At 43.7% G+C, this 15,695-nt stretch carries 14 protein-coding genes; 7 read left to right on the forward strand and 7 right to left on the reverse strand.

Annotated features, from left to right (window positions below; translation table 11 throughout):
* The first annotated feature begins 47 nt into the window (after positions 1-47).
* From QZ938_RS13970 to QZ938_RS13995, 6 genes are all read left to right on the forward strand, one after another.
* Complete coding sequence (locus QZ938_RS13970) at positions 48-365, forward strand: hypothetical protein (RefSeq protein ID WP_293352091.1); 318 nt, start codon at positions 48-50, stop codon at positions 363-365.
* Between the two features lie 16 nt (positions 366-381).
* On the forward strand, positions 382-1,785 hold the full coding sequence (locus tag QZ938_RS13975) for a hypothetical protein (protein WP_293352093.1): 1,404 nt from the start codon (positions 382-384) through the stop codon (positions 1,783-1,785).
* Between the two features lie 250 nt (positions 1,786-2,035).
* Positions 2,036-3,046 (forward strand): tryptophan--tRNA ligase, encoded by a 1,011-nt coding sequence (gene trpS, locus QZ938_RS13980; RefSeq protein ID WP_293352095.1) that lies wholly within the window; start codon positions 2,036-2,038, stop codon positions 3,044-3,046.
* Positions 3,047-3,169: 123 nt separating this feature from the next.
* A complete protein-coding gene (locus QZ938_RS13985) occupies positions 3,170-4,060 on the forward strand; it encodes a methylenetetrahydrofolate reductase (protein ID WP_293352097.1) in 891 nt (296 codons plus the stop codon).
* A 790-nt stretch (positions 4,061-4,850) separates the two neighbouring features.
* Positions 4,851-6,287: an alpha/beta hydrolase gene (locus QZ938_RS13990; RefSeq protein WP_293352099.1), complete on the forward strand. Its 1,437-nt coding sequence runs from the start codon at positions 4,851-4,853 to the stop codon at positions 6,285-6,287.
* 785 nt (positions 6,288-7,072) lie between these two features.
* Complete coding sequence (locus QZ938_RS13995; RefSeq protein WP_293148112.1) at positions 7,073-8,737, forward strand: mucoidy inhibitor MuiA family protein; 1,665 nt, start codon at positions 7,073-7,075, stop codon at positions 8,735-8,737.
* 168 nt (positions 8,738-8,905) lie between these two features.
* Here the strand turns inward: QZ938_RS13995 and QZ938_RS14000 are convergent, their stop codons facing one another.
* From QZ938_RS14000 to QZ938_RS14020, 5 genes are all read right to left on the reverse strand, one after another.
* Positions 8,906-9,886 carry an SGNH/GDSL hydrolase family protein gene (locus tag QZ938_RS14000; RefSeq protein ID WP_293352101.1) on the reverse strand — a complete coding sequence of 327 codons (981 nt, stop codon included), beginning with the start codon at positions 9,884-9,886 and terminating at the stop codon, positions 8,906-8,908.
* Between the two features lie 4 nt (positions 9,887-9,890).
* Entirely contained in the window at positions 9,891-10,382 is a 492-nt protein-coding gene (locus tag QZ938_RS14005; protein WP_293148157.1) for a YajQ family cyclic di-GMP-binding protein, read from the reverse strand.
* A gap of 246 nt (positions 10,383-10,628) precedes the next feature.
* Positions 10,629-11,045 carry an MAPEG family protein gene (locus QZ938_RS14010; protein ID WP_293148155.1) on the reverse strand — a complete coding sequence of 139 codons (417 nt, stop codon included), beginning with the start codon at positions 11,043-11,045 and terminating at the stop codon, positions 10,629-10,631.
* A 15-nt stretch (positions 11,046-11,060) separates the two neighbouring features.
* On the reverse strand, positions 11,061-11,564 hold the full coding sequence (locus QZ938_RS14015) for a DNA recombination-mediator protein A (protein ID WP_293131869.1): 504 nt from the start codon (positions 11,562-11,564) through the stop codon (positions 11,061-11,063).
* A 609-nt stretch (positions 11,565-12,173) separates the two neighbouring features.
* Positions 12,174-13,271, reverse strand: a complete 1,098-nt coding sequence (locus tag QZ938_RS14020; RefSeq protein WP_293352103.1) for a phosphotransacetylase family protein — start codon at positions 13,269-13,271, stop codon at positions 12,174-12,176.
* 177 nt (positions 13,272-13,448) lie between these two features.
* Here QZ938_RS14020 and QZ938_RS14025 point away from each other — a divergent pair, with 177 nt between their 5' ends.
* A complete protein-coding gene (locus tag QZ938_RS14025) occupies positions 13,449-14,675 on the forward strand; it encodes a transposase (protein ID WP_293352104.1) in 1,227 nt (408 codons plus the stop codon).
* 266 nt (positions 14,676-14,941) lie between these two features.
* Here QZ938_RS14025 and ebsA read toward each other — a convergent pair whose 3' ends face one another.
* Positions 14,942-15,316 carry a type IV pilus biogenesis protein EbsA gene (gene ebsA / locus QZ938_RS14030; RefSeq protein WP_293184323.1) on the reverse strand — a complete coding sequence of 125 codons (375 nt, stop codon included), beginning with the start codon at positions 15,314-15,316 and terminating at the stop codon, positions 14,942-14,944.
* A 100-nt stretch (positions 15,317-15,416) separates the two neighbouring features.
* Positions 15,417-15,695, reverse strand: a complete 279-nt coding sequence (locus tag QZ938_RS14035) for a hypothetical protein (protein ID WP_293339901.1) — start codon at positions 15,693-15,695, stop codon at positions 15,417-15,419.

Here is a 15,695-nt window from a genome sequence, read left to right on the forward strand (position 1 = left end):
ATCTCGGTGAACCCGCCCCTACAATATAATCAACGGAGGAATTAGCAATGACAGATGAACAATTTATTTCTGGTTTCCTAGCAGTCTTTGAAACCAAACCCGAAGTCTTTGAACAAGCGGGGGCGGTTGACGATTTAGTAAATCTCAGCAATACCATATCCCAGATGGCTGATAAATCGAACAATGAAGTAGCTGATGCCATTGGCGATTGGTGTGCAAACTATCCTAAAATAACAGATGAAATCAATAAATTCGAGAGAAAACTAAAACCAGAAGCCACCAAAAAAGAAGGACAAGAACCAAAACTATCAAACCGCTATCCAGAGTTACCCGAAAACCTCAGAAAACCCCGCCCCAATTCCTAGCCACCGCCCCAATAACATGAGTGACAAAATTTCTGCCCCCAATGTCTATTTATACGCTTTCCAACTGCAAAATGACAGTAAGGGCAGCAATAATCCTCTGTGGAAACACTGCGACAAAATCCTCGCTAACTTCACCGACGAAATGGTGACACCCGATCTAGTTTTCCCGCAAAATTCTCCCAGCTACCGCGAGGATTTGTTACCAAATGTCTTACTAGAATTCAACAGCAATCCACCCATAGAAGGTTTTGCCCAACCGCTACAAATTCAAGACAGCTATGCTTTATGCTTAAATATAGGTTGCCCAGAAGACGGCACTGCTGATAATTTAGATGTCGATTTGATCCAGCAATTCAACCCAAATCAAGTCTTACTCATCAACGGCGATGATAACTTTTTAGGTCAAACTCTCCTAATTACCGCGTGGCTTCCCAAAAACTCGCCCGATAACTTAGATTCCCTCAAACCCCTCGCCGATAAATGTCGCAATGCTTTATTCCAAGGCGACTCGCCACCTGTATTTTATCGATCGAGTAAACTGTTCGGTAGTCCGATTTTTGAATACGGTGCAATTAGCGATACCGCCAATTACCGCCACCTGCTTGTCTGGCTGCTTTCCGACGAACAAACCGACGAAGATTTTAGCACTTGCCAGCAAGAAATACTCAACCTACTATTTCACCGCCACAAAGTCATCAAAGCTTTTCAAGACAGCCGCCTGATTTACCACGAACTCGATCGCGAATACCGCATCATCGAGAAAAATATGGAGATATTGCAGGCTCAATTTTCCAGAGGAACCGTCTTAACTGCCGCCCAATTGCAGGAATTTCAGGAACAGCTAAAGCAACTCTTCAGCAAGGCCGTAACCTATACTCGCCTACTGCGGAAACTCGAAGATTATGACAATACAATCGTCCTAAATCTTAACAATTACATTGACATTTTACAAACAATTCGTGATATACTAGAAACCGATAAGGAAGAACTATCTATATTAAATCACTTCAGTAGAAAAAATGCTCGTTATATGCGATCGCAAATAGCAGGCGACTTAGGATATTTCCGCCACGGAACAAACTTAATCGAGCAGGCGATCGCCTCAATACGCGGCATAGTAGAAATAGAACAAGCCAGATGCGATCGCACCAACCAAATCGAACTCCGCAAGAGCGAGGACAAAGAGAAATATCGGGACGATCGCCTAGAGAGCACAGTACAGGCGATCGGAGTCGGTTTAGCAGCCGGAGGCATCGCAGCATCAAGCGGCACAGACAAACTCTTCGAGACAGTCAAAAACCATCAAATCCCAGTGTTAATGCAGTTGCATCCCTTTGCATTCTCGTTTTTGTTGAGTTGCGCGATCGCCCTTTTCGCAGCCGGCATCACTTGGTGGCGCACCAAACCCAAAAACAATTGACAGTAGACAGAAACATTTTCAAGACGGAGATTTAAGCAGATTTCTAAAAATAATCCACCTTAAATACCCTGTTAATTCTTCAGTCCGCGAAGGCGGACTTTGTTTTTGTAGACGCGGTTTCAACCGCCGAGTGAATTTCTTTGTTTTTGTAGACGCGGTTTCAACCGCCGAGTGAATTTCAACAAAAAGTATCTGAGATCCAAATAACGTGTCAATATAGAGAATGTGACTTCAATTCTATTCTTTCCTCATGGTCAAACAGCGCGTACTTTCAGGAGTTCAGCCAACAGGCAACCTTCACCTCGGTAACTATCTCGGTGCCATTCGCAACTGGGTAGAAGGTCAAAGCCAGTACGAAAATTACTTTTGCGTAGTCGATTTACACGCCATTACCGCACCGCACAATCCCGCTACCCTAGCATCCGACACCTACACCATCGCCGCCCTCTATTTAGCTTGCGGCATCGATTTAGAATATTCTACTATTTTCGTCCAATCCCACGTCTCGGCCCACACAGAACTAGCATGGCTGCTTAACTGCATTACGCCGATTAACTGGCTCGAAGATATGATTCAATTTAAAGAAAAAGCAGTTAAACAAGGCGAAAATGTCAACGCAGGTTTGCTAAATTATCCCGTATTGATGGCAGCAGATATCTTGCTTTACGATGCCGACAAAGTGCCTGTAGGAGAAGACCAAAAACAGCATTTGGAACTCACTCGCGATTTGGTAAACAGATTAAACCACCAATTCGGCACGCCTGAAAAACCAGTTTTGAAACTGCCCGAACCGTTGATTCGGACTGACGGCGCGAGGGTGATGAGTTTGACAGATGGCACGCGTAAAATGTCTAAATCCGACCCTTCCGAACAAAGTAGAATTAATTTGTTGGATTCGCCAGATACAATTAGCAAAAAAATCAAGCGCTGCAAAACTGATGCGGTGCGGGGCTTAACTTTCGACGACCCCGATCGCCCCGAAGCGAGAAATTTGCTAACACTTTATCTCCTGCTTTCCGGCAAATCGAAGGAAGAAGTAGCAGCCGAATGTGAAAATATGGGTTGGGGAGATTTCAAACCATTGTTGACAGAGACGACAATTAATGCGCTCAAACCGATTCAGGATAAATACAAAGAAATAATGGACGAACCGGGATATTTAGAATCTGTACTCCGTCAAGGAAGAGAACAAGCAGAAATTATTGCCAACCAAACCTTGAATAAGGTTAAAACTGCTTTTGGTTATTCTCTACCTAATTAGTCAGTAGTTATTAGTTATTGGTTATTGGTTATTGGGAATATTCAAAAATAACAAATAACAAATAACACATAACACATAACAACTGTCAACTGTCAACTGTCAACTGTCAACTGTCAACTAACTATGAACCGTTTTCGCACAGCCTGTACAACTCCCGGAGAATTCATAATTACCGCCGAAGTTGCGCCGCCAAAAGGTGGCGACATGACTCATACGATCGCAATGGCTGAACTTCTCAAAAACAGAGTGCACGCCATTAACATCACAGACGGAAGCCGCGCAGTGCTGCGAATGTGTCCCCTAGCAGTTTCCGCAATTCTATTGCAGCGGGGAATTGAGCCGATTTGTCAAGTTGCTTGTCGCGATCGCAATCAAATAGGCCTGCAAGCCGATCTCATGGGAGCCCACGCCTTAGGCATCCATAATATCTTGGCACTCACCGGCGATCCAGTCAAAGCCGGCGACCATCCCAAAGCCAAAAGTGTATTCGACTTAGAATCAGTGCGGCTGCTGCAAGTCATTCAAAAAATGAACGGCGGCCAAGACTGGAATGACAAAGCTTTAACAGACGGAGTTACCGATTTATTTGTCGGTGCCGCTGTCGATCCGCAAAGCCCCAGTTGGTCGGGTTTACAAAGCCGATTTGAGAAAAAAGTCGAAGCTGGAGCCCAGTTTTTTCAGAGCCAATTAATTACAGATTTTGACGTTTTAGATAAGTTTATGCAGCAAATTGCGATCGGCTGCAACAAACCAATTTTAGCAGGAATCTTTTTGTTTAAATCAGCTAAAAATGCTGAATTTATCAAAAAATACGTACCGGGAGTTAACATACCCCAAGAGACGATCGACCGTTTGGCAAACTCCCCAAAACCTTTGCAGGAAGGCATAAAAATTGCAGCCGAACAAGTCAAACTAGCGCGGCAATTGTGTCAAGGAGTCCACATGATGGCCGTCAAACGAGAAGATTTGATTCCGCAAATATTGGATTTGGCGGGTATCGATCCGCTGAGCTAAAATTGAGTTACTGCTAGCATTTTAAAATCCACAGGAAAGTCATGGTTCGGGAGCATCTCAGTTTTGCATTTACAGTGCAAGCTGTAGCGAACTCGCGCGTACAAGCACGCGAGGGGGGGCAGTACGGAAGATAAAAAATGCTTCTTGCAAAACAGAGATGCTCCCCATGATTCGCACGACCTCAGTCAATATGAGATTATCACTAATATCCGATCGCGATTCGCCCTCTTTAAAAGTGAGCTCCAGCCCTCCGGGAGAAGTCGCACCACAATGATAAAACCGTAGTACCAGCCATTTATACCAGTTTTAAACGAAATAACAGTATTCTTGTCCCCCCCCTTTACAAGGGGGGGCTAGGGGGGGTAGAAGGGTGTTGCACAATTTTATAAAAATGGTATTACTTGCAACAAAGGCGATCGCATTTCTCACTCTCAACTCACAGAATCCCGTTTGCAGCACTGAAATTTTAGGAGTGTCACTCAAATGAGTGTCACTCAAATGAGTGTCACTCGAAAATGCGACTGGGCGATGCTCGGTGCGATCGCTACAACAGTTGTAGATGCTTGGAAACAAAGGGATTGAGATATTCAGGCTTTGTTTATTTGGTACATCAATCAAAAAAAAGCTTCTTTATGGAAAAAATCAAAAATAGATTGAGGAAATATCTTAATAGTAACTTGTAAAAAAGTACAACAGACAATGAATGATTAAACAATTAACCCAAAAGGCTTAGTTGCTCACCTCCTAATATATAATCGTCGAAACTACATTCAAATTAAGGACTTAAGTTATGCCGCGCCCCATAGTTCTCATACATGGTTACTCAGCTAATTCAACGGCTTTTAGTGAGTGGGGAAAAATTCTTGAAGCTCACTACAAAAACAGAGAGATTATAGTCCTCCATACAGCTAGCTATAAATCTCTTACTAATGAGATAACCATCAAAGATATTGCTGAAGCATTTGACCGAGTGCTTCGCTCCTATATTGAAGATGATGAATTTGATGCCATTGTTCATTCAACTGGAATGCTGGTTATTCGCGCTTGGTTAACTACTTACGCCTATGCTGCTAATGTCAATCGTCGCAGTCGCCTCAAACACTTAATTGGATTAGCACCAGCAACTTTTGGCTCTCCTTTAGCCCATAAAGGAAGAAGTTGGTTGGGTTCAGTTATAACCGGACATAAAATACTTGGGCCTGATTTTCTCGAAGCTGGAAATCTGATTTTGGATAATCTTGAATTAGGTAGTCGTTTCACTTGGGATCTTGCTCATCTTGACTTAATTGGCTCTGCCCAAAATAAACCCAAAAATGAGCCCTACTATGGCGAAGATAACAAGACGCCTTATGTGTTTATTTTCTGTGGTAATCAGGGATATGACGGATTGAGGGGATTAGCTAATACTGCTGGATCTGATGGTACTGTGAGATGGGCAGGTTGCGCTCTTAACAGCCGCAAATTAATTCTTGATTTGACGCAAGATCCATCTCAAAATAAAGACAAGCCTGTAGAAGAACGAGGCAAACCCGACGAACATCCAGAACACCAGATTGATATTCCACTGGTGCTAGTTGATGGTCACAATCACAATACAATTGTGCATAATCCTAGAAAAAATCCAGATTTTATTGAGTTGGTTCTAGAAGCTTTAGATGTTTCTGATAAAGACAGTTTTGGTAGCTGGACAGCTAAGGCTCAAGCTCATATGGAGAACATGAAAAATACAAAAGGAGAGCAATGGGAAGAATGGCAACAGTTTATTATTCGTGTTGTAGATGAGCGTCTCGATCCAGTTACAGATTGGAATGTTCAGTTTTTGATGAAGGATAAATACGGCAAACAATTTTGGTTAGATGACAAGTCATATTTAGATGTTCATACCTACACTAAGGACAAAAGTTTGCGATGTTTTCATGTCAATTTAAGTAAACTGAAGCCGGAAAGCCTTTCTGAATTATGTATGAAGTTGATTGTTTCATCTGGAACTAGCCTTGTGGCGTATTACGGTTGTGGAAGTGGAAAAATTACTCTAGAGGGCGAGCCACAACAGTCAGATGGAAGATGGGATGCAGAATTGAAATTAGATCATCTTCTGAAGTCAGAAGTTAAATTTTTCTGTCCTTTTACAACTACTCTTATTGAGATTCGTCTGAATCGCGAACCAATGCCAATAAACAGAGCGAAAGAAAATTCTATTTTAACTTTTGTAGAGAAGCCAAAGTAAGGTTTGTAGAGCAAGAAAGCGAGGCTCTCACATTAATCTGGTTCTTACCAAAAATATAGCGGGACTGCTATTGGTATAATAGACCTTTTGCAAAAGTCCTTCGATCGGGTTCGTAGTGAGGACTTTAGTCCTTGACAAAAGAAGGACTAAAGTCCTCACTACGAACCTTTTTTACTATGGTAATCGATAGGTATTTTTGCAAGAGGTATAATTCAGAAAACTTTAAGCAGCATTTTTTATAGCTTTTGTAAAAATTATATTTGGAATCTGTCCAAATGGCAACAGTATTATTAAATGAAAAATTCGTACTCCGGACGATATTGCATCGGCTCGGAAAAGGTTTTGTCAACTCCGTAGTTGCAGAATTGAGTTGAGTAGAAACCAAAGAAGTAGAATAAAAGATGATGGCGTTGGGTGAAACTATTGAGCAATCGCTTTCCTTATTTACAGAGGAACAAAAGGCCGACGATCGCTTAGCCCACGATCTTCGGGACTCATGAATAAAATTAGCGAATTTGGATGAGGTAACAGTTGATAATAAGTAGGTAAACAGGCAGGAAAATTTATCGTGGAAACAAGGCAGATGGCCGAAGGGAGAACGGAAAAGGGTTTTAGTTAAGTTTACTTTTCGTTACATATTTCTATTTATTGGGGCGTTTCTACTGATGAGGGAATTGCTAGCAGCGAATTGCTGCCTGAGTTAGACTTATCTTTATGGAAGCGCTACATTTTGTTGGCGCCGCCATTGGAACCATTAAAAGAGTTTCGTAAAGGCATTAGTAGCAATGACTGATTCAAATTTGCTCGATCGCGATAATATCAAAATAGTAGAATCGCAAATTTCAGAAGTTACTGTGTACACCGATCGCGCTTTGATAACCCGCCGCGGCACAGTAGCCTTGACGGGAAACGAGCGCGAATTAACTGTAGCCTCTCTCCCCACAACCCTCGAAACCGAGTCAGTGAGGGCTACCGGTGCGGGTACAGTCGCCGTGCGATTGCTGGGAGTGCACACCGAAACCGTGTTTCACAGCGAACCTACGGGCGATCGCATCGCCGAATTAACCGCACAAATCCAAGAGTTAGAAACCCAAAAACGCGCCATAAAAGACCAAATCGCCTCCCGAAAAATTCAACTCAACTTTGTGGAAAATTTGAGCGAAAAAAGCGTCGGTTCCTTTGCTAGCAGCATTTCCAAGCAGCAGATCGGTTTGAATGAAGCCGGCGAATTGCTCAATTTTTTAGGCAGTAATTATAAAAAGTACATAAGTGCGATCGCCCAACACGAAAGACAGCAGCGAGACTTAGACAAGCAAATAGAAGCTTTGCGCCAGCAGTTGCGCCAAGTACAAACTCCCTATTCCCAGCAAAGTTTTAACATCATTGTGGCGATCGAACCCAGCGGCAGCGGCAATTTTGAACTAGAAGTTTCCTATGTAGTAACGCGAGCCCGTTGGACTCCCCTGTACGACTTGCGAGTCAATACTACCAACAACCAAATCAATCTCAATTACCTAGCCGAAGTCAATCAAAACACAGGCGAAGATTGGACAGGAGTAGCACTGACTTTATCCACAGCTAAACCCGGAATGGGAACTTTGCCACCAAAACTCCAACCCTGGTTTATCGATATTGTTCACCCACAATCTCTTCAAAAGCAAAGCTCGATCAGAGCACGGATGCAACGAAGTGCGGAACCAGAAACCTCAGGAGAGTATGACTATGCCGAATCTCTGATGGAAGACGAGGTGCAATTAGCAATGATGGCCGTTGGTGGCAGCGCACCCGAACCCATAGCAGCTCAAACTGCCACAGCAAGAGTATCTAAAGAAGGTAGCACCGTCTCATTTCAAGTAGGAGGAAATACCAATATTCCCAGCGACGGCACGCCCCACAAAGTCACTATTTTCAGCGACAATTATCCCTCTAAACCTGAATACATCGCCATTCCGCATTTAGTCAGTTTCGCTTATTTGCAAGCAATTGTCACCAATCCTACGACAGGTGCAACTCTACTGCCCGGTAAAGCAAATATTTTTCGCGACAATACTTTCGTCGGTAATGTGCAGCTAGAAAATGTTTCCCCAGGTGAAGAATTTAAGCTTAATCTAGGAATAGATGAAAGCTTAAAAATAGAGCGGGAATTAGTGGAAAGACAAGTCGATAAAAAACTGATCGGCAATCAGCGGCGCACGACTTACGCCTATCGGTTAATTTTGAGCAACTTGCAGCAATTGCCTGCTAAGTTGACACTAAAAGAGCAACTTCCAGTCAGTCGAAAAGAGCAAATAAAAGTGCGGTTGACTCAGACTAATCCAAAGATAGTAGCAGGTGAACTCGGACTCTTGGAATGGATAATTTCTCTGCCACCGCAAGCCAAGCAAGAGTTATATTACCAGTTTGTAGTCGAACATCCTCCCGAGTTAACAGTCATCGGTTTAGATATTTAATTAGGATTTACACTGTGGCAATTCTAAAGCATTTGTGTAATTTTTGTAGGAACTTTTTGCCCCGCCTGAAGGAAACCCCAAGCGTAGAGAATCGCCCGATAGATATGGGGTAGGCTTTCGTGGTACTACTCCTACAAATTTTGTGAATCATTTAGGATTGCTGTAGCACTATTTTTCAGAATTGGTATTGGTTAACGAGCAAGCAGCTAATTTTTGCTCAGTACACAACTGCTGAAACAATAAATCTGCGATTGATTCATAGGCTGGGGCTGTGGGGTGTACGCCATCCCGAAAATAACTTTCTACCGTGGTTTTAGGCAATTTTGACCAGGCTGCGTGAGTGTCTGTGAGTGGAATTTTCAAAGCTTTTAGCCGATCGACAAACTGGGATTTAAACCTCGGCTGATTCGGTACCGGCAGTAAATCGGAGCGATCGCAAGTATACAACACAAACAACGGAATATTCGACTCTCGCACCAAAGCCACTATTTGCTCAAATCGCTGCATATTTTCCCTAAACCGTTGCGCTTCCGGCACCGGCACACCCGCCACAGGGGAATTCGGCACAAAAACACTGGAAAGTCGGGGCATAACGTATCTGTCAAACACTTCTTGCATTGCCAATAACGGTTGGCGATTCGGCATCAGGGGGTTATTTTTGACCCCCGCGCTGGTACTTGAAGGTTGTAGCAAATCGTGAGTACCAATTTGCAAAATCACAGCATCGCTTTCAAAAGTGCCAAACTTGCGAATATATCCCAATTGATTGCCAATTCCCCAAGATCCCGCAGAAGCATTTAGCACCTGAACCTGCTTTTTGATGCCCAACAAACGTGCTGCCAACAATTCTGTAATAGTTTCTGCCTGATCCGTGGTATTATTGCCATTGAGAACCGAGTCTCCTGTCATCAAAATTCTGATAGTACCTTCAGGCTTGGCTGAATCAATTTGTTCAGACCGTTGAGAAAATTGATTGTACTGAAGTCTATTGCCAAAACGATATACAAGTTGATTTGGTGCAAATATATACCCAACCTCAGCATCAGCTTGCAGCAAAGCAGGATTTCCGAATCCCAGCAAGCGCAACGCAAGTTCTATCGCACTCAAAAATGCGATCGCACAACTGGGAATCCAATATCTAGCTTTCACAAATCTACCTGTAATTGGTAAACTGCAAAGCCACGGGATAATCTTCTTGCTTCAAGCGCTGAATTACCAACTGCAAATCATCTTTATCTTTTGCCGAAACCCGCACTGCATCGCCTTGAATCGAACCTTGAATCTTTTTGAACTCATCGCGGATTAATTTAGTAATCTGTTTGGCGATTTCCTGAGTGAGTCCTTTTTTAAGTTTAATTTCTTGACGGACGCGACTGCCGCTCGCAGCTTCAATTTTGCCGTAATCAAAAATTTTCAGAGATAAATTCCGCTTGGCGGCTTTTGTTTGCAAAACGGTGTGAATTGCATCGAGAGTAAATTCGCTGTCCGTATTGACAGTAATTGATTCTTCGCCCAATTCCACGGTGGTTTTGGTATCTTTCAAGTCGTAGCGGCTTTGAATTTCCCGCACTGTTTGGTCAACAGCGTTAACTAATTCTTGTCGATCGAACTCGCTGACAACATCAAATGAATAATTAGCAGCCATAAAATTAGTAATTGGTAAATTGGTAATTGGTAATATCATGTCCGTCAATTACCATTATAATAAAGGTTCGTAGTGAGGACTTTAGTCCTTTTTCAATGCGGACTAAAGTCCTCACTACGAACCAATTTTATTGCGATAATTCGAGCGGACATCATATAATTGGAGATTGAGAATCTTTGTTATTAGTCATTAATTAAAGGTTGTTTAACTAATGACTAATGACTAATGACTAATGACTAATAAGAATTAGCCATTAACAGTCATCAAACTGAAATAGAATAAAGAGACTGTGCAAGAAGAACTAATCGCAAACATGAGCGATCGCCCCAGAGGCACATTCAGAATATAGAAAACCGAAAACAACAACCGGGCTACAGGAAAAGCGATCGCCGCCCAACCTGCCGCCTCCGAATCAACCCCCGTCACAAAAGCCATCAAAGCCGCCGCTGAAAACAGCATAAACGTCTCAAACGAATTTTGGTGAGCCCAAGTTGCCCGCTGAGCGTAACCAGGCAACCTCTCAAACATAGCGCGAGGGGCTGCTTGGTCGTAACCTAGCTGCAAGCGGGCGAGGGCAACCACCAAAAACGGTGCATAAACCAGCGCAGCCGCCGCCGCAATAGAATCAAGCAGAATAACCGACACAGGCAATCCCAACAGCATCATCAGCCTCGCATTTCAATCAAAATAGAACAGAGTAACAACTTTGCGCTGTTCCTCCGCATCCTGGCAAGTTTTCAGCAAAGTGTGGCTTTCGTGAAAAGCAAAACAGATCAGTTGCTGGCAGCGAGAAATAATCTCCTGATTGCACATGGCGCTGGCTTCCGGGAGAGACAAGCTGTCATTTTTGGGATTTTCTACCAAATGTATGACTTGTTCGAGCTGCTCGCGGGACTCCCGAGGCTGGCGGCTCATGCTTTGTGGCAAAATCACCGTCAGCAGATTAGGATCTGCTCGCATTGCTCCCCGAATTGCGGCTGAATTGGTGCCTGTAGCCCCGGATGTGATGAGCTGGTTGCCTCCCAGAACTAAGGCGTAGCTCAGCATCTCAATTAGCTGCTGGTGGGTAATAGGAACGTGGCGAGAACCCAAAAGAGCAACCCGCTTGGAGCTTGTTTGCTGGATCGCCGCAAGTTCTTGTAAAAAATCATCAACTCTGGGTAGCTCAATTGATTGACTCAAAGAATTTATTAAATTAAATAAAACTACGTTGTGGATTCTAGCAGACTAACTAGCAATTGCCACCAAAAAGAAATTAAGAATTGCTGATTTACGGTATCTGACTAGAGGAGCGGGAGATTTGAGGAACCCAGAAGGCAGAATCTCTAAAAGCATTCGGCAGCCAGAGCAGAAGGTACGATTCATTGACACTCCTGGGCCTGAAGGCGTGAGGATTCTTAAGACATTTCTGTCAAAATATCCCTATTGCTAGGGTTCCCAGGCTGACTACATTTGCACAAAAGAGCACGCTTAAGTGAGCAGTCATATCTCCTCAACAATGTTTTGGGCGTAGACTTTCCCACCGGGAGGGGGTAGGTTTTTACATCTTGTCTGATGTGGTTATTCTACCATATTCATTTGTGGAGATGGATTTGTCATTTTACTTAACAATGGCAACAACCCGTCCTGAAAGGACGGGGTTTTTAACCCAATTTTCTGATAAAAATTGAGAATTTAAGAATTTTGAGTTTTTATTTTTTCAACCAAAAATCCTCTCTGCCTTCTTGCCTCTGCCGAATATGTTGTTGGCTGACGAACGGCGGCCGAATACCTTGGGCCCCGGTGGCCTTGTTAATGAACTCGATCGCCCAAACCCAATGATCCCATCATGGCCTTAAGGTCAAAGTGTTCTGCCATTAGCTGACTAACGCATTCCACCTTGATGCGTTCGTGCAGGCGGACATTGCCAAAGGTGCTGTCGATAATTTCCACCGTGGTTAAGGTATCCAAATCAACAGATAAAACTGGAATTTCCATTTCTTCTGCTCTGCCGATTACCAAAGGAGAAGGAGGCAAGTGGCCTGTGAGAATTAAGCACTGAGTCGAGCTTTCCAGAGCCGCGAGCTGAATGTCCGTGCGATCGCCCCCGGTGACTACCGCCATATTTCTGGCTTTGCGGAAATACTTCATAGCAGAGCTAACATTCATCGCACCAATTGTCAATGTTTCCACCATCAAATCCAAACGGTCTCGACGGCAGAGGACATCAGCCTTCAATTGGTGGACTAATTCTTTGACGCTGACACTTCGCAGCAAAGCGCTTCTCGGCAGCATTCCCAAAACTGGAATACCGCTAGCTTCCAGAAAAGGGCGCACAGTCGCGGTTACAGATTCAAGTTTGTCGGAGGGAACGTCGTTGAGCACGACGCCTAGCAAGCGCGAGCCCAAGCGCCGCTTCGCTGAGAGCAAATCGTCTATATAAAGATCGATCGGGCGCACTACCAGCAGCACAGAGGCATCAACGGCATCAGCGATTTGAGACAAAGACAAGTCAAACAGACTGCCTTCCTCCAAATTAGCAGGGCCCTCCAACAGCACCAAATCTCCGTTGGGATTTTGCAAATATTGCGCCAGAGACTGGCGGTAATCTGTCTTGTCTTCTTGGCGCAAACGCTTGTGAACCGTCTCTTCGTCCAAATACAGCAGTGTTGACGGCATCTGACTTTCTGAGAGTTTCAGCGTCTCTACCGCGAACCGCACATCTTCCTCCGCCACTCCAGCTCCCTCCGAGCTGAAACAGGTTCCCAGCGGTTTGCCGTAGGCGACTGCCATTCCTTGTTCCCGGAGTGCGAGGGCCATCCCCAGGGCGATCGCGGACTTGCCGCTGTAAGCTTTTGTCGAACCGATCAGTAAATATTTAGTCAATTTGGTTACGCCTTCTCTCCTCAATTTGGGCCTGTCTATTTAAATAAATTTAGCTTGATTCGCCGCAATCCACACACTATAACTGTACTCAGGTTAGTGTCGGGATGGTAGGAAAAGTCAGCGTAGGTAAGGAGTTGACCAAATCTGAGGATGGTCTTGTTCCTAATTGTAGTATAATACAAGAGTAAAAGCAGCAAAACAATGAGAATCTCTTACCAGTACAAACTACGCCCAACAAAACAGCAAGTTATTGAGCTTGACAGATGGTTAGCCATGCTGTGCGCTCAATACAACTACCTGTTGGCCGATCGATTTAACTGGTACGAACAGAATCGTTGTCCTATCAATGCTTGCCCCCTTGTTTGCCATCTCCCCGAACTAAGAGATAATCCCGATTATTACTCGCAGAAAAGGACGCTCCCTCAGCTTAAAAAGACTCATCCCTGGTATGCTGAGATTTACTCTCAGGTTTTACAAGACATTGTTAAGCGCGTAAAACTAACATTCGATCGCTTCTTAAAGGGTGATAGTAATGGCAAGCGTAGCGGTAGACCAAGATTCAAGGCACGTAACCGTTACCGCACTTTTACTTATCCCCAAATAAAGGATGGGTGCTTACAAGGCAACCTGATTAACTTACCGATGTTTGGGAAAGTTAAAATTATATTGCATCGCCCAATACCTGATGGATTTAAGCTCAAAACGACATCCATTACCAAAAAAGCCGATGGTTATTATGTAACTCTGAGTCTAGAAGATGCAAGAGTTCCTGAAATCCAACCAGACTTTAACCCAGATAAAATTACTGGTATCGATGTTGGTTTAAAGGAATTCTTGACAACTTCTGAGAACGAAACCGTTGCGATACCTCAACATTATCGTCAAGCACAAAAGCGTTTAAGAGTTATTCAAAAACGTGTTTCCCGTCGCAAAAAAGGAAGTAACCGCAGACAGAAAGCAGTTAAGCAATTGGGCAAGCAACACAAAAAAGTTGCAGACAAACGCAAAGATTTTCACTTTAAGACTGCGGGAAACTTGTTGAAACAATACGATGTTATTGCAGTTGAAGACTTGAATGTAAAGGGTCTAGCTCGTACAAGATTGGCTAAATCTGTGTTGGATGCTGGGTGGTCAAGCTTTCTAGAAATACTGACAAATAAAGCCGTAAATGCTGGTTTATCGGTGGTGACAGTAAGCGCTCATAACACCTCACAAGATTGCTCCAATTGTGGCGAGAAAGTACCCAAGAAGCTGCATATTCGTTGGCATGACTGCCCTCACTGTGGGTGTAGTCTCGATCGAGATCATAATGCAGCAATAAATATAAAAAATAGAGCGGTAGGGCATTCCGTTCTTAAAGCCAAGAGCCTCCTAAGCAATAGCCGGATTGTCTTGGAAGCCTACACTGATGCTTCGCATACAGTGTAGGAGTATGTCACTTTATTCAACAGTATTTCAGCATTGCGAGTCAATTTCGCAAGAGGATTCGCAAGAGGATTGGAATAATGAATAGTCTACTTTTTATTTCTCCCGATCGCAGTTCTCGCTTTAAACCCATTTTTTATTATAACTCCTCAAAATATAAATAGCGCACCAATAATATAATCTCGCCGTCCCGATGGCATTACATTATTAGCGCGCATTTTAGGGCCGCAATCAATTACAAACTTTTGGGAGCGCGGGTACGGTGAAAATTAGTCATCCATACGCATTAGCTTGCGGTAAAACGTTTTAGAAAAATCGACGGTACGAGTCCGCTGAAAAGTTAGGAGTACCTCAATTAAACAACTGACAAACTCAGAACTTTGCATAGTCACTTCGTAGCTGAGTTCAGCATTACCGTCAAACAACACCCGACAGCGGGTCAAATCCATCGGCAGCGACGAGATATTCCAACTAGCGACAAAGGGTATATCTTCGCCGCCGTCAATTTTTCTTGCCCCCTCCAAGCTTTTGAGCTTGTAGAGGCCAATAGCGTGCGGCAAGAACTTGCGCCTGGGCTCTTGATAGAAAGGCGCGTAGACTTTCACTTCTTTGTCGTCGGCTGGTTTCAGTTGAGGAAGAGACATATTTCCGCATCCTGACAGTGGGTTGAGATCATCTGCAAAAACTAGCAGATATTCCTGGTCGATCGCAAGCAAAACTCAGTCTATTTTGGATTTGGGGATTTTAGATTTTAGATTTTAGATTTACAGGAACAGATGAATCTGCTGAAGTGGCGAGTTTGAACAGGAGTCTAAAATTTGGCGTGGCGAATGACTTAAGTCGCTGGCTGGTATCCGTTTTTGGATGAATCATCCCCAATACTCTATGCAATTCCAGTTTAGCAGTGCCGTACTCTTGGGCGATCGCGCACCAACGAGTTCCGGTCAGATTTCGACAAAAGCCCAGAAACTGGTACAGTGGATACTTATCTCTAAAATCAAAAACTATTGGTGGTTGAATCAA

Origin of the sequence: Microcoleus sp. CAWBG27 (assembly GCF_020883145.1) — a bacterium.
Lineage (GTDB): Bacteria > Cyanobacteriota > Cyanobacteriia > Cyanobacteriales > Microcoleaceae > Microcoleus.